This window comes from Ruegeria sp. CDSA079, assembly GCF_059612245.1.
Genome location: NZ_JBXWQF010000001.1, coordinates 120,427 through 135,227 on the forward strand (window position 1 = coordinate 120,427; position 14,801 = coordinate 135,227).

General features: G+C 58.3%; 16 protein-coding genes. 9 read left to right on the forward strand and 7 right to left on the reverse strand.

From position 1 onward, the window contains the following. Window positions 1–51: 51 nt before the first annotated feature. Window positions 52–1,275, reverse strand: a complete 1,224-nt coding sequence (locus AC2FJZ_RS00560) for a urate hydroxylase PuuD (protein ID WP_496667576.1) — start codon at window positions 1,273–1,275, stop codon at window positions 52–54. Between the two features lie 96 nt (window positions 1,276–1,371). Between AC2FJZ_RS00560 and AC2FJZ_RS00565 the strand changes: the two genes are divergently transcribed. After that, window positions 1,372–2,292, forward strand: a complete 921-nt coding sequence (locus AC2FJZ_RS00565) for a LysR family transcriptional regulator (protein ID WP_050603130.1) — start codon at window positions 1,372–1,374, stop codon at window positions 2,290–2,292. A 56-nt stretch (window positions 2,293–2,348) separates the two neighbouring features. On the opposite strand, the gene uraH is transcribed toward AC2FJZ_RS00565, so the two are convergent. After that, a complete protein-coding gene (gene uraH / locus AC2FJZ_RS00570) occupies window positions 2,349–2,705 on the reverse strand; it encodes a hydroxyisourate hydrolase (RefSeq protein ID WP_496775708.1) in 357 nt (118 codons plus the stop codon). Between the two features lie 164 nt (window positions 2,706–2,869). Here uraH and puuE point away from each other — a divergent pair, with 164 nt between their 5' ends. The 3 genes from puuE (at window position 2,870) to AC2FJZ_RS00585 (ending at window position 6,264) form a co-directional block, all read left to right on the forward strand. After that, entirely contained in the window at window positions 2,870–4,288 is a 1,419-nt protein-coding gene (gene puuE, locus AC2FJZ_RS00575) for an allantoinase PuuE (RefSeq protein WP_496775905.1), read from the forward strand. Beyond that, complete coding sequence (locus tag AC2FJZ_RS00580; protein ID WP_496775709.1) at window positions 4,285–4,770, forward strand: ureidoglycolate lyase; 486 nt, start codon at window positions 4,285–4,287, stop codon at window positions 4,768–4,770. The genes puuE and AC2FJZ_RS00580 overlap by 4 nt, the downstream gene beginning before the upstream one ends. 63 nt (window positions 4,771–4,833) lie before the next feature. Next, entirely contained in the window at window positions 4,834–6,264 is a 1,431-nt protein-coding gene (locus AC2FJZ_RS00585; protein ID WP_496667573.1) for a nucleobase:cation symporter-2 family protein, read from the forward strand. A 46-nt stretch (window positions 6,265–6,310) separates the two neighbouring features. Here the strand turns inward: AC2FJZ_RS00585 and AC2FJZ_RS00590 are convergent, their stop codons facing one another. From AC2FJZ_RS00590 to AC2FJZ_RS00600, 3 genes are all read right to left on the reverse strand, one after another. Beyond that, window positions 6,311–7,297: a type I glyceraldehyde-3-phosphate dehydrogenase gene (locus AC2FJZ_RS00590; protein WP_496775710.1), complete on the reverse strand. Its 987-nt coding sequence runs from the start codon at window positions 7,295–7,297 to the stop codon at window positions 6,311–6,313. A 54-nt stretch (window positions 7,298–7,351) separates the two neighbouring features. Further along, window positions 7,352–7,675 carry a hypothetical protein gene (locus AC2FJZ_RS00595; protein ID WP_496775711.1) on the reverse strand — a complete coding sequence of 108 codons (324 nt, stop codon included), beginning with the start codon at window positions 7,673–7,675 and terminating at the stop codon, window positions 7,352–7,354. A gap of 112 nt (window positions 7,676–7,787) precedes the next feature. After that, on the reverse strand, window positions 7,788–8,621 hold the full coding sequence (locus AC2FJZ_RS00600) for a bifunctional allantoicase/(S)-ureidoglycine aminohydrolase (protein ID WP_496775712.1): 834 nt from the start codon (window positions 8,619–8,621) through the stop codon (window positions 7,788–7,790). 174 nt (window positions 8,622–8,795) lie between these two features. Between AC2FJZ_RS00600 and AC2FJZ_RS00605 the strand changes: the two genes are divergently transcribed. Then, on the forward strand, window positions 8,796–9,152 hold the full coding sequence (locus AC2FJZ_RS00605; RefSeq protein ID WP_496667569.1) for a hypothetical protein: 357 nt from the start codon (window positions 8,796–8,798) through the stop codon (window positions 9,150–9,152). Between the two features lie 15 nt (window positions 9,153–9,167). On the opposite strand, the gene AC2FJZ_RS00610 is transcribed toward AC2FJZ_RS00605, so the two are convergent. Next, entirely contained in the window at window positions 9,168–10,103 is a 936-nt protein-coding gene (locus AC2FJZ_RS00610) for a 2-hydroxyacid dehydrogenase (protein ID WP_496667568.1), read from the reverse strand. Window positions 10,104–10,234: 131 nt separating this feature from the next. Here AC2FJZ_RS00610 and AC2FJZ_RS00615 point away from each other — a divergent pair, with 131 nt between their 5' ends. Genes AC2FJZ_RS00615 through AC2FJZ_RS00630 form a run of 4 tightly spaced genes read left to right on the forward strand, consistent with a single transcriptional unit; the run spans window position 10,235 to window position 13,930 of the window. Beyond that, window positions 10,235–11,464, forward strand: a complete 1,230-nt coding sequence (locus tag AC2FJZ_RS00615; RefSeq protein ID WP_496775906.1) for an acyl-CoA dehydrogenase family protein — start codon at window positions 10,235–10,237, stop codon at window positions 11,462–11,464. A 7-nt stretch (window positions 11,465–11,471) separates the two neighbouring features. Further along, complete coding sequence (locus AC2FJZ_RS00620) at window positions 11,472–12,278, forward strand: thioesterase family protein (RefSeq protein ID WP_496775713.1); 807 nt, start codon at window positions 11,472–11,474, stop codon at window positions 12,276–12,278. Window positions 12,279–12,299: 21 nt separating this feature from the next. Beyond that, window positions 12,300–12,998 carry a DUF1007 family protein gene (locus AC2FJZ_RS00625; protein ID WP_496775714.1) on the forward strand — a complete coding sequence of 233 codons (699 nt, stop codon included), beginning with the start codon at window positions 12,300–12,302 and terminating at the stop codon, window positions 12,996–12,998. Beyond that, window positions 12,983–13,930, forward strand: coding sequence for a nickel/cobalt transporter (locus tag AC2FJZ_RS00630; protein ID WP_496775715.1), 948 nt, complete (start codon window positions 12,983–12,985; stop codon window positions 13,928–13,930). The genes AC2FJZ_RS00625 and AC2FJZ_RS00630 overlap by 16 nt, the downstream gene beginning before the upstream one ends. Here the strand turns inward: AC2FJZ_RS00630 and truA are convergent. After that, window positions 13,927–14,694, reverse strand: a complete 768-nt coding sequence (gene truA, locus AC2FJZ_RS00635; RefSeq protein ID WP_496775716.1) for a tRNA pseudouridine(38-40) synthase TruA — start codon at window positions 14,692–14,694, stop codon at window positions 13,927–13,929. The two genes, AC2FJZ_RS00630 and truA, sit on opposite strands and share 4 nt — an antisense overlap. Window positions 14,695–14,801 lie beyond the last annotated feature (107 nt).

Sequence of the window (14,801 nt, forward strand, 5' to 3'; positions counted from 1 at the left end):
GGAGAGAGATTATGAGCCAGGTGCGAAATTTTGGGGCAAATTGCGTTTGTGCTACAGTCCGGCGTTGCGCACCCAACGGATGATGGCCTGACGGTCTTCGGGTTCCATGTAGGTTACGTTTGCCGGAGGCATCGCGTGGGTGACGCCAGCCTGCAAATAGATTTGCTGCGCATTTCTGGCAATGTCGGCCTCGGTTTCCAAGAGCACACCTTTTGGGGCCCAAAGAATGCCTTCCCAAACCGGCTCGCGCGCGTGGCACATCGAGCAACGCCCAAGAACAATGTCATGAGCGTCTTCGAACCCGTCTGCATCAGCAAACTTCTGTTCGTATGACGTCAGGGGCTGTGCTTCGGCCTCTTCCAGCGGCTGGTGCATGGGGGCCGTCGACAGCCACATGATGGCAATGAACAACAGTGCGGTGGCCAACCACGTCCAGGTCGGATTGCCTGCACGGGCATGGCGGGTGTTGAAATAGTGCCGGATGGTCACGCCCATCAGGAACACTAGCGCAGCGATGATCCAGTTGTATTGCGTTGCAAACGCCAGCGGGTAGTGGTTCGACAGCATCAGGAACAATACGGGCAGTGTCAGATAGTTGTTGTGCGTCGAGCGCAACTTGGCGATCTTGCCGTATTTCGGATCCGGCATGCGCCCGTTTTTCAGATCGTCCACCACAATGCGCTGGTTGGGCATGATAATGAAGAACACGTTTGCCGTCATGATCGTGGCCGTGAACGCTCCCAGATGCAGCATCATCGCGCGTCCGGTGAAAATCTGGTTGTACCCCCAACCCATTGCCACCAGCAGTACGAACAGCAAAACCATCAGCAAGGTCGGGCGTTCCCCAAGCCCTGATTTGCAAAGGAAATCATAAACCAGCCATCCAACGGTAAGCGAGGCCGCCGAGATCAGAATACCTTGCCAAAGTGCCAGATCGGCCTTTCCCGCGTCGATCAGATACAGCTCTCCACCGACCCAATAGACGATCATCAGCAGCGCTGCACCGCTGAGCCAGGTTGAATAGCTCTCCCATTTGAACCAGGTCAGGTGATCGGGCATCCGTTCTGGTGCGACCAAGTACTTCTGGATGTGATAAAAGCCGCCGCCATGGACCTGCCATTCCTCGCCATCTGCCGGACCAGGAATATTGCGGTTCAGACCTAGGTCGAGTGCGATGAAATAAAAAGAGGATCCGATCCAGGCCATGGCGGTGATCACGTGCAACCAGCGCACGGCAAAAGCCATCCAGTCCCAGAACACGGCAAAGTCGTACATTTCAGAGGTCTCCGATTAGTTGCCGACACACTAGGCAAACAGGCTTTTCTTCGGTATTCCCGTATATTGTCAAACTGTATCAAAAAAAACGAAAAGATGTCTTATCTCGACAATATCCGAACCTTTGTCAGGGTCTATGATCTGGGCGGCATGTCTGCAGCAGGGCGGGACCTTAGAATTTCTCCGGCCGTCACTTCGGCGCGGATTTCTCAGCTTGAGGACCACCTGGGCGTGCGCCTGTTCCAGCGCACGACCCGCAATCTGTCTCCGACAGAGCAAGGCAAGGCGTTTTATCCCGGAGCGGTCGCGGTATTGGATGCGGTAGACGACGCCGAGGCCAAGGTTTCCCATCTGACCGAGGCCCCGCGCGGATCATTGTTTGTTGCGGCGCCTTTGGGGGTGGGGCGCCGTCTTCTGGCACCGCACGTGCCTGATTTTCTGGCTGCTTACCCAGAAGTTGACGTGCGTTTGCGCCTGACAGACCGATCTGTTGACCTGACGACCGAAGGGCTGGACCTTGCGTTTTTCATTGGCCAGCCCGAGGACAGCACCTTGCGCATTCGCAAGATCGCGGATTGCCAGCGCGTGCTATGTGCCGCCCCGGCCTACGTGTCACGTTGCGGTATGCCATCAACCGGGGTTGATCTGGTCGCCGACAAACATGAATGCCTTAACCTGCGCTTTCCAGGAGCGGCCGAGTATCAGTGGATGCTGGAAACCCCTGAGGGACCGAAACGCTTTGCGGTGTCGGGGCGGTTTGAATGTGATGATGGAGATGTTTTAACGGATTGGGCTTTGTCAGGGCAGGGGATTGCAATGAAGCCCGTTTTTGAGATCGCCGAGCACCTCAAATCGGGACGTCTGGTCCCGGTTGCAACGGAAACGCCGCCGGTTTCCGTGCAGATGGCCTGTCTATACACGCACCGGCGGCATCAAGACCCGAAAGCACGCTTGTTCATGGATTTCATGATCGAACGAATCGGAAAAATCGTCCGAAATACAGAGTTTCCAGCCTAAGACGGCTCCCACCTCTGCAAAACGGACAGCAACCGGCGGGAACACTCTTTTTTCGATCAGCTGCCGCGATAAGTTGAATAGCCGTATGGCGATAGCAGAAGCGGAACGTGGTAATGTGCCTCTGGGTCGGACATGCCGAACCGGATGGGGACCTGGTCCAGAAACAAGGGGTCGCCTCCGTCCTGACCTGTTGCGCGCAAGTAATCCCCTGCAAAGAAGATCAGTTCATAAGTACCGGGTTTGAACGCGTCCTGCGGCAAGATCGGGCTGTCCGTACGGCCATCCGTGTTGGTCTCCATCTCAACCAGCTTGCGATGAGAGTTTCCGGACACGCTGTAGAGCGCAATTTTCAGCCCCCCGGCAGGGCAGCCACGCGCGGTATCCAGAACATGGGTTGTCAAATAGCCTGCCACCGGTCTCTCCTTTTATGTGTCTTTTGATTTGTTGCAGTCTGGCGCAAGGTTCAAAACAGTTGAAATGCCGAAAGAACCGGAAACAGCGTTCGGATTGATTTGATAATCAAAGTGCGCGTTCTGGGATAAGCCTGATGGAAACAGATATAGGAACGGACAATACCATGCAGCCGCCGCGTTACCCTCGTGACATGATCGGATACGGAGCAACCCCGCCCGAGGTGAAATGGCCAGGCGAGGCCAAGCTAGCCGTACAGATCGTGCTGAATTATGAGGAGGGCGGCGAAAACTGCGTACTTCATGGCGATGACGCGTCCGAGGCGTTTCTATCCGAGATCGTGGGGGCCGCGCAATGGCCAGGTCAGCGGCACTGGAACATGGAGTCGATCTATGAGTACGGCGCGCGTGCCGGGTTCTGGCGTCTGCATCGGCTGATGAAGGATCTGCCGATCACGGTATATGGCGTGGCAACATCTCTGGCGCGCTCGCCAGATCAGGTGGCGGCGATGAAATCCGCTGGATGGGAGATTGCCAGCCACGGTCTCAAATGGGTTGAGCACAAAGACATGGCCCCGGAAGAAGAACGCGCGCACATCGCCGAGGCTATACGTTTGCACACCGAAGTTGTCGGTGACCGTCCGCGCGGGTGGTACACAGGGCGCTGTTCTGAAAACACGGTGCGTTTGGTCGCGGAAGAGGGCGGCTTTGCCTATGTTGCGGACACTTATGCGGACGATCTTCCCTACTGGATGCAGACGGGAGGGCGGGATCAGTTGATCGTGCCTTACACGCTGGATTGCAACGACATGCGTTTTGCGACGCCTCAAGGATTCAACTCGGGCGATCAGTTTTTCTCGTACCTGAAAGACAGTTTCGACGCGCTGTATGCCGAGGGTGAGGCGGGGGTGCCCAAGATGCTCTCGATCGGTTTGCATTGCCGCCTGATTGGCCGCCCGGGTCGGGTGATGGCGCTGAAACGGTTCTTGGATTATGCGCAGGGCTTTTCTGATGTCTGGTTCGCAACGCGTCTGCAAATCGCGCAGCATTGGGCGACCACTCATCCACCGGTGCATCGCGCACGACCATCTCAGATGGACCGTGCCGCATTTGTTGAGGCGTTCGGCGGAATTTTTGAACACTCAGCCTGGATTGCCGAACGCGCCTTTGATCTGGAACTGGGCCCGGCACATGACACCGCAGGGGGGGTGCATAGCGCGTTGACGCGGATGTTCCGTTCGGCGTCTGAAGATGAGCGTCTGGGCGTCCTGACCGCGCATCCGGATCTGGCGGGTAAGCTGGCGCAGGCCAAGCGGTTGACGCAGGAAAGCACGTCCGAGCAAGCGTCAGCAGGTTTGGACGCACTGACCGATGCCGAACGCGAGACGTTCACCGATCTGAACCAGCGCTACACTCAGACATTCGGTTTCCCTTTCATCATCGCGGTACGAGACCACAACAAGGCGTCGATCCTCGAAGCTTTTCAGCGGCGCATCGAACAGGATCGCACAACGGAACTTGCCGAAGCCTGCCGTCAGGTTGAACGGATTGCAGAGTTCCGCTTGCGGGACGTTTTGCCATCATGACCCGGCGGATCGTGGCAGAGGTGATCTCGGAAGAAGCATTTGCCCCCTTCGGCGATCTGGTCGAGGCGTCCGGAGCGCCGGACAAGATCATAAACCAGGGGCAATGTGGCCGGTTTCACGATCGGGCGAAGCTGGACTTTGCCGACGGCCAGGCCGGGATAAGCCTGTTCAACGCCAATCCGCGTGCGCTGCCTTACACGCTTGAGATGGTCGAGCGCCACCCTGATGGAAGCCAGGCATTCATTCCCATGACGCATCAACCCTTTCTGGTGATTGTCGCACCAGACGACGCCGGGTTGCCCGGTGTTCCGCGCGCTTTCATTACCAAGCCGGGTCAGATGGTGAACTATCACCGCGGCACGTGGCATGGTGTTTTGACGCCTCTGCATAGCCTCGGTCTGTTCGCGGTGGTGGACCGGATCGGCAGTGGCTCAAATCTGGAAGAACACTGGTTCGACACGCCTTATGAGGTCGTGCCGTAACCCAATGAAGCCGCAGGATAAGCGGCAATACCCCCGTGAACTCTGACTGGGAGGACAGCACTCATGGCCGAAACTTCGATTGGAACACCCGAACAGCTTCGGGATCCGAACTATACGCCTGCTCTACACAAGGCGATTCCACTGGGTATTCAGCACGTTCTGGCGATGTTCGTCTCGAACGTGACGCCTGCTATCATTGTGGCGGGCGCTGCAGGGTTTGGGTTCGGGTCGAATTCGCCTGACTTCCCCGAGCTTTTGTATCTGATCCAGATTTCGATGCTGTTTGCTGGCGTGGCAACGCTGTTGCAGACGGTTACTCTGGGTCCGGTTGGGGCTGCATTACCGATTGTTCAAGGCACCAGCTTCGCCTTTCTGCCCATCATGATTCCGCTTGTGGCTGGCAAGGGTGTCGATGGGCTGGCGGCCTTGTTCGGGGGGGTGATCATCGGTGGCGTGTTCCATGCCTGTCTGGGGGCTGTCATCGGTAAGATCCGCTTCGCTTTACCCCCACTTGTAACTGGCCTTGTAGTTACGATGATCGGTCTTGCGTTGGTCAAGGTCGGGATCCAGTACGCCGCTGGCGGGGTTCCAGCTATCGGTACGCCGGAATATGGCTCGATGCTGAACTGGTCGGCGGCGATGGTTGTTATTGTCGTGACACTCGCATTGAAATTCTTCGCCCGGGGGATGCTTTCGGTTTCGGCAGTCCTGATCGGTTTGGCGGTAGGGTACGGTTATGCGTTGATGGTCGGGATGGTGACCTTCGAGGCGATTGGTACAAGCTGGGGCCGTGCCTCGGCCTTCGCACTGCCTGTTCCGTTCAAATACGGCTTTGAGTTTTCGTTCGCGGCAGTCATCGGCTTCTGCCTGATGGCCTTTGTCTCGGCTATCGAAACCGTTGGTGACGTTTCAGGGGTGACCAAAGGTGGTGCGGGTCGTGAAGCGACGGATGAAGAAATTGCCGGTGCGACTTATGCCGATGGTATTGGGTCGGCGCTTGCTGGTGTATTTGGCGGGTTGCCCAACACGTCGTTCAGCCAGAATGTCGGCCTGATTGCGATGACCGGGGTGATGAGCCGCCATGTTGTGACCATTGGCGCTTTGTTCCTGATCGTGTGCGGATTGGTTCCGAAGGTCGGTGCTATAATCCGGACAATTCCCATCGAGGTGTTGGGCGGAGGCGTGATTGTCATGTTCGGGATGGTCGTGGCAGCGGGCATCTCCATGTTGTCTGATGTCGATTGGAACCGGCGCAACATGGTGATCTTTGCAATCTCGCTTTCCATCGGATTCGGGTTGCAGCTTGAGCCCGACGCAGTTCAGCACCTGCCGGATACTCTGGGCATCCTCATGAAAAGCGGTTTGTTGCCTGCTGCGGTCATTGCCATCGTACTTAACCTCGTTCTGCCGGAAGAGCTGACAGAAGAAGCCACCGAAGAAGTATCGGGTGGAATGTCCGGGCATGGCGCCGGAAGTTTACCGGGTCACAAATAACCAAACCAACGCCGGATCGCGCCCCCACTTGCGGGCCGCGGTCCGGTTACTCGGTGGCCATAAGGCGCGCGACATCCAGCATCCGGGCGGAAAAGCCCCATTCATTGTCATACCAGCCGAAGACCCGAACCTGGTTTTTGCCTACCATACGGGTTTCTGGCCCGGCAATAACCAGTGATTCCGGGCGGGCGCGCAGGTCGGACGAGACCAGTGGCAGGTCCGTCCAGCCAAGGACAGGGGATGCAGCAACAGCCTGTTTCAGGCAATGATCGAAGGTTTCGGCACTCATGCCACGCTGCAAAGTGACCACGAGGTCCACGGCTGACACGCTTGCTGTGGGTACACGGACAGCCGCGCCAGAAATGCGCCCGGCCAGATGCGGCAGGACGACATCGATCAGGTGCATGGCGCTCGATGTTGTGGGTACCATCGAAAGTGCGCCTGCCCGAGAGCGTGCGAGGTCACCGCGCGGGGCGTCGACCATAGGCTGACTATTGGTGTAGCAGTGGATGGTCGTCATGTGCCCCGCCGCAACGCCGCCGATATCGTCGATGACCTTGACCAAAGGCACCAGCCCATTGGTGGTGCAGGACGCGTTTGACACAATCCGGGCGCTACCCAACTGATCCTCATTTGCTCCAAGTACAATGGTCACATCCGCAGCGGGTGACGGGCCCGAAATCAGGACTTTGCCCGCACCTGCGGTCAGACCGCGGCGTGCGTCGTCGGAGCTGCGGGCAATACCCGTGCAGTCCAGCATCACGTCCACACCGGACAGATCCACACGGGTCAGGTCAGCGCTATGCGTCATTGGAACTGTCCGGCCATCCACGATCAGTGCGGCGTCTCCTTCGGACACGTCACCTGGGTAAGGACCGAATGTGCTGTCATATTTGAAAAGGTAAGCGCAGGTTTCGAGCGGTGCGATGTCGTTGATCAGCACCAGCTCGATATCTGACCCTTCCGGCAGGGCCAGAACCTGCCGCAGGATCGTGCGGCCGATGCGGCCGAATCCGTTAATCGCGAGTTTCATGCGCAAGCTATGGCAGGCCGGTCGGGCGACCTCAATGCCTTAACTGACGCATTGTCAGTTGCAGCTAACCTGCGAGAAGAACTGGCCCGAGATGTTCTGATACATGCTCGCCGCAATCGGTTTACACCCGGTTGCCTGCTGAATCGCGGCGATGGCCTGAATCGTGCGCAAACGCGGCGGGGGGCCAAACGGGTTGAGGTTGTTGTTGTCGCGCGTGGCGCGGTAAATGACTGGTGCGTCAGAGATCTGTGTCACCGCCCAGGTGCGGCTCATGACGAAGACGGACTTAGTCTCTTCCTTGGCCGAAATGGGTGACGTGTACAAAGCCGCAGACGCGGCGAGTGCGGCAAGGGCCAGCAAGGCAGGGCGCAGTTTCATGGAACAATCTCCAATGCTCAAAATCAGAATTTGCTTGGATTTCAGCAAATTCCGGCGCGCGTGTGAAGCCCTGAAACCATAAATTCACTGAGCGGCCCCGCGAGCAACCTGTTTACCGGAGGGGTGGAGACAAGGGCATGTGCCGGTTGACATCCTTGTAAAGCAGATACCGGAACCGCCCCGGACCGCCTGCATAACAGGCTTGTGGGCAGAAGGCGCGCAGCCACATGTAATCGCCTGCTTCAACCTCGACCCAATCCTGATTGAGACGATAGACAGCTTTACCTTCCAGCACATAGAGCCCGTGTTCCATTACATGGGTCTCGGCAAACGGGATGACCCCACCGGGTTCGAAATTGACGATGTTCACATGCATGTCATGGCGCAGGTCCTGAGGGTCGGCAAACCGCGTGGTGGACCAGCGGCCCTCGGTTCCCGGCATTTCAACCGGTGTCACGTCGCGCTCGTTGGTAACAATCGGATCGGGCAAGGGCAGCCCAGGCACCGACTGATAAGCTTTACGTACCCAGTGGAACCGGGCGACTGCGTCACCCGTGTTGTGCAATGCCCAGTCGCTTCCCGAGGGAATATAGGCATAACCACCTGTTTCCAAAACATGTTTTTCTGCGTTCAGGGTCAGGGTAACGGTCCCCTCGACCACGAACAGAACGGCTTGTGCCTGCGCCTCGGTCTCGGGCCGGTCACTGCCGCCACCGGGCTGCACCTCCATGATGTATTGCGAGAATGTCTCGGCAAATCCACTGAGCGGGCGCGACAGAACCCAAAGGCGTGTGCCTTCCCAGAAGGGCAGGGAGCTGGTGACGATGTCACGCATCGTGCCTTTGGGGATGACCGCATAAGCATCCGTGAACATGGCGCGGTCGGTCAACAGTTGGTCCTGACCGGGGTGGCCCCCGATTGGGGCGAAATAGGATGGTTTGGTCATCATGAGCCTCGGGGTCGTTTGTCAGGCAATATGGGCACAAAGGCTTGGAGCAGAAAGGTCCACCTGCGCGATAGGTTTGTTCGGGATATTTTGAAGGTCGGCGTCTAGGGCTTGGCCCGGCCGCGCCGGAGGTATATCGTTGGACACAAATGATTTCAGTTCTATGAGGCCGCTATGAAAGCCCAGTTTTTGCCTGCAATCGCCGCTTGTGGTGTTCTTTTCATGGCCGGTTTGGCTGACGCCAAGCCGCTGTCGCGAATCATTGCTGAAATGGGCTTGTCGCCTGCGGATTTCGAAGTGGTCAACGCAACCGCGAACACATTGCTGACCAGTGAGACACCGTCTGTGGGTCAGGAACGGGCCTGGAATAACGACGATACCGGATCGAAAGGCACGATCCGGGTGCAGAATGTGCAGGGTAGCTGCGTCAGCCTTCAGCACGTCATTCAGCCGGAAGGTGGGGATCAGAGCCGCGAGATCAGAACCCGCCGATGCAATGACGGCAATGGCAACTGGATTCTCACGCCCTGAACTTAGGTACGGATCTCAATACCCTTGTTCCCGATCAACTTCATGCAGCAAGGGTGCGCCAGAGCTGAGGCGTCGAAAGTTCTCGGCAACATCAGAGAGCGCATCGCCCAGATGCCAACCCGAGACATGCGGTGTGATCGTTACAGCGGGATGGGCCCACAACGGGCTGTCCTGAGGCAGCGGTTCCTTTGATGTAACGTCCAGCACGGCATGACCCGGAGTGCCGTTATCAAGGGCGGCGATCAGGGCGTCTTCGTCAATCAGATCACCACGCCCGGCGTTCAAAAGTTGGCTGCCGGGTTTCATCATCGCCAGTGTTTTTGCATCGAACAAACCAACGGTCTGTGGTGTCGAAGGCAGAATGGCACACACATGATCGCACTGACCCAAAAGCTGCGGCAGGGTGTCCTGCCCATGCAGACAGGTCACACCTTCAATGGTTTTGGGCGTGCGGCTCCAACCCATGACCTGAAATCCGATGGCCCGCAGCATCAGGGCGGTGCGGGCACCGATATGACCCAGACCCAGAACGCCAACGACTGTGTCAGGTGTAAAGATCGGCTCACGCGGCGACCATTCCGCCCGGGTTTGGGCAGCCTCATGAAATGCCATGTGCCTTTGAGTGCGCAGGATGTAAGCCACAAACCATTCGGCAATACCTTGTGCCGGTGCATCCGGTTTCAAACGCGCAACCCGGATACGGGTCGGAAGATCAGGATGGCTGACAATGGTTTCCACGCCCGCCCCCAACTTCTGAACCAGTTCCAGGTTCGGCAGACGCGCAGGATGGTCGCTTTGCATGTTGACCAGGGCCAGCATCGTTATGTCTTCGGGGTTTCCAAGCGTTTCCGGGGTGCGGATATCGGCATCAGGCGCTGTGGCCCGCAATTTGGCGGCTATTTCACTGTCGCCTATCCAATCGGACAGCCCGGTATCGATCAACAACGCCATGCGCGGCTCCTGCTTAGCTTTTGAAGTGGTGACGTCCCGTCACTGTGGTGGACAGGCTTGGGGCAATTAAGCCATCCTTGCCGCGAAAGTACAGTCCGGTTTCGATGCCTCAGGAGGATGCGTCCGTGAACATGTCATTTACCCTGCACGAGGAAAACCGCGTTCTTCTGCAACGTGTTGCCGATATGATCCGGGATGAGATCATGCCGCTGGAAGAAGAATACCACGCCGAAATCAACAAGGGTGACCGCTGGCAATATACCAAACGGCAGGCCGAAATTCTTGAGGGGCTTAAGGCCAAGGCCAAAGCGGCGGGGCTGTGGAATTTCTGGCTGACCGACAGTGACAAAGGATTTGGGCTGACCACGGTGGAATATGCCTATTTCGCTGAAGAAATGGGCAAGACCCCCCTTGGGGCCGAAGTGTTCAATTGTTCTGCCCCGGACACCGGCAATATGGAAGTTTTCGAACGCTACGGGTCCGAGATGATGAAAGAGCAATGGCTGAAGCGCCTGCTCGAAGGTGAAATCCGGTCTGCCTATCTGATGACCGAGCCTGATGTGGCCTCGTCTGATGCGACCAACGTGTCGATGTCCTGCGTCCGGGACGGGGATGACTATGTCCTGAACGGTGAGAAATGGTGGTCCTCTGGCGCAGGCGACCCGCGGTGCAAGGTCTATATCGTCATGGTCAAAACAGGCGGCGACGAACAGCCCAAGCACAAGCGGCAATCGATGATCGTGGTGCCTGCCGACGCAGAAGGCATCAAGGTTCTGCGGCCCATGCAGGTTTATGGCCACGATGATGCACCGCACGGTCACATGCATATCCGATTCACCAACGTGCGCGTGCCGGCCGAAAACATCCTGCTGGGCGAAGGGTGCGGATTTGAGATTGCGCAGGGTCGCCTTGGGCCGGGCCGAATCCACCATTGTATGCGCGCGATCGGGCAGGCCGAAATCGCGCTGGAGCAGATGTGCAAACGGTCGCTGCAACGCGAGGCGTTTGGCAAGAAGCTGGCGCAGCTTGGGGCCAATTACGACATTATTGCTGAATGCCGGATGGAGATCGAGATGGCCCGCCTGCTGTGCCTGAAAGCCGCTTGGTACATGGATCAGGGCGATGCGCGGGCCGCCGCGCCGTGGATCAGCCAGATCAAGGTCATCGCACCACGGGTTGCGCTAAAGGTGATTGACGAAGCGGTGCAGATGTTCGGGGCGCAAGGTATCAGTCAGGACACACCGCTTGCGACGGCCTGGACCCATGTGCGGACCCTGCGACTGGCCGATGGGCCGGATGCGGTGCATCGCCGTCAGGTGGCACGGGCCGAGTTGAAGAAATACACGCAAGAAAAGATCTGAGGGGCCAATGGCAGCAGCGCTCGATTTCGCCGGCAAAGCCTATTTTCATCAACAGGAAGACGGGGCATTTGTCGGCAATGATCCCGCGCGCGGTCCGTGGTCTGCCGAGCACTGCCATGCGGGGCCAGTGAGTGGACTGATCGTGCGGGCGGCGGAAACCGAGGTTGGTCCGGAAAAGATGCTGACACGTTTGACTGTCGACCTGTTGCGCCCTCTGCCGCTGGCCGGTCTGCGGGTTGCGGCAGAAACCACGCGCCATACCAAGACGCTGGCCACCACACGTGTTACGGTCCACGACCTAAACGACACGCTTTGTGCGAGGGCCTCGACAATGCATCTGGTGCGTCGTGATCTAGGGCCGGTTGCAAATGCCGAAACCATCGCGCCCCGGATCGAGGATGCGGCCGACGGCCCGTTTCCAATTGGAGAGATTCGTCACGACTTGCCCGGTTTTGCCCATTACAGCGACATTCGGTATCCGAAAGGCGGTAAGCAGAGGGCCGGGCCCAAAACGGTGTGGATGCGGACCCCGCAGCTTTTGCAGGGTGAGGTTCAATCGCCAATTCAAGCCCTGTGCCCGTTGGCCGATTGCGGCAATGGCATCTCGTGGAACGCGCCGACCTCGGAAATGGGTTTCATGAACACCGACCTGACCGTGAATATACACCGCGAGCCGGTTTCGGACTGGTTGGCCTCTGACTCGATCTCGCATTGGCAGCCGTCCGGCATCGGGATGTCACAATCGGTGCTCTACGATACGGAAGGCCCGGTAGGAACCGCGTTGCAGACGCTGGTGCTGTTTCCACCGGGCTGACACTCGGCCGGTTTTTGCGGTGTGACGGCAAAAGCCGTTGCCGCCGTGGACCGCGGGACCTATCTTGCGGTCATGCGCTGGTTATTCACAGTCATCTCCTGCTGCCTGCCGATCCCGGCCATGGCCCACCCGCATGTGTTTATCGACACTGGGCTGGAGTTCATCGTGGATGAAAATGGTCAACTGACCCATGTCCGCGTGACATGGGCCTATGATGAGCTGTTTTCGCTGCTGCAACTAGAGGATATGCGGTTGGATCAGGACGGTGACGGTGTGCTGACCCAAAACGAGGAAGAGTTTCTGACCGGGTTCGACGCGCAATGGATCGAAGGATATAATGGCGATCTGGTTGTGACTGCCGCAGGAGTGCCGGTTGCCCTGTCTGCCCCCCTTTCCCCAAGTGCCACAACCGAGGATGGCCGCATCGTCACCACGCACTTGCGCGCGGTCGAAGGTGGTTCAGCCCCCGCCAGCGCCTTGTCGGCAAAGGCGTTTGATGAGACCTATTACACGGCCTACGAAGTGACGCGCCCAGTTATCGTGACAGGCCCTGCTGCCTGCCAGATGGAGCGTTTTGACCCGGATATCGATGGCCAATTGGCTCAGATGCAGGCATTCCTGCTGACGTTGGACGCAGATTACGATCTTGAGGAAAACGACATTCCCATGGTCGGTGAAAACTTTGCCACCGAGATTCGCATTTCATGTCCCGTTACCTGATTGTTCCGGTCGCTCTTGCGTGTGGTCTGCTGCTCTGGTTCTGGGGAAGCGGCGGGTTTGACTCGCTTGCGGCTTGGGCAGCAGGCGAGCAACGGGAATTCCAGAACCAGATCGCTCGCGCGTTGCGTGCCGCACGCGCAGAGCAGCCCGAAGCAGTAGCCACACTGTTGACGGTGTGTTTCGCCTATGGCTTCTTTCACGCCATCGGCCCCGGCCACGGCAAGGTGTTGATCGGCGGGTATGGGCTGGGTCGACGCGTGGCATTTTGGCGGCTGTCGGCGATCAGCGTATTGTCCAGCCTGGGACAGGCTGTGACGGCCGTCGTTTTGGTCTATGCCGGGGTGCTGGTGTTTCAGATGTCCCGTCAAAGCCTTGTTGGCGCGACCGAGCAGGTCATGGCCCCCATAAGCTATGGCGCGATTGCGTTGATCGGGCTTTGGTTGGTCTTCCGGGCCTTGCGCAGTTTTGCGCAGCGTCAAAAAAGCCAGTCTGCGCATGATCATCACCATCCTCGCAGTCACCATCATGATCACCATGATCACGCACATCACCATGATGACGGTGTCTGCTCGGATTGTGGCCATCGGCATGGACCAACGGCGGAAGAGGTCGCAAATGTGGGCACTCTGCGCGAAGCCCTGATCCTGATCGCAGGCATTGCAGCGCGGCCCTGTACAGGTGCTTTGTTTGTGTTGATCCTGACCTGGCAGATGGGCATTGCGATGGTGGGTATCGTCGGAGCATTTGCAATGGCGCTGGGCACGGCCACCGTAACAACGCTGGTCGGCTGGACATCCTTCGGTCTGCGCGGAGGGCTGTTGGCCTCTGCCTCGGCCACGCGCTTTGCCTCGGTTCTTGCCCCGACCATCGAACTGGTCGCTGGTCTTGTCATTGCGGTGATTGCCGGTGGTTTGCTGATGCGGGCGATTTAGTCGAACACCGGTTCCGGGTAGCCAACCCGCGCCAGATACAGCCCCTGCGGCGGGCACACCGGGCCACAGGCCGCACGGTCGGCAACTTTCAACGCGTCGCGGACGTCTTCAGGTGTCCAAGCTCCGGCACCGACACGCTCCAGAGTGCCGACGAAGCTGCGTACCTGATTGTGCAGGAAGGATCGGGCGCGTACGTGGAAATGAACCTCGGGGCCAGAAAAGCCCTGTACCTGCTCGACCCGCAGCTCATCCAAGGTTTTGACCGGGCTGGCCGCCTGACAGATCGAGGATCGGAAAGTGGTGAAATCATGCCGCCCCAGCAGCATGTTTGCCCCGTCCCGCATGGCGCCGACATCCAATTGGTGATTGATCTGCCAGACCTGCCCCCGGTCATGCGTTGCCGGGGCACGGCGCATCAGAATGCGGAACAGGTATTGCCGTTCGACCGCTGAAAACCGGGCGTGCCAATCCTCATCGACCCGAGCGGCCTTCACAATCGCCACCGGCTGCGGTTTGAGGTGATAGTTCAGCGCCTCGGACAGACGGAACGGGTCCCAGTCCTTGGCCATATCGCAATGGGCAACTTGCCCCAATGCGTGAACCCCGGCGTCGGTGCGCCCTGCGGCGGAAATTGTATGCGCACCTGGTTGGATGCGAGACAGGGCATGTTCAATGGCTCCCTGTACCGACGGCTGATCCTTTTGCCGCTGCCATCCGGCAAACGGCTCACCTTGGTATTCAACTTTCAACGCGTATCTGGGCATGTGCCGCTGGTACCGCGCGATGCGGGAACGGGCAAGGGGGCGAAAGCGCTGGTATGTGCTGCACCCTCTACCTATCTTGGGTGAAACGAAAATTGCGGGGCGGCAGA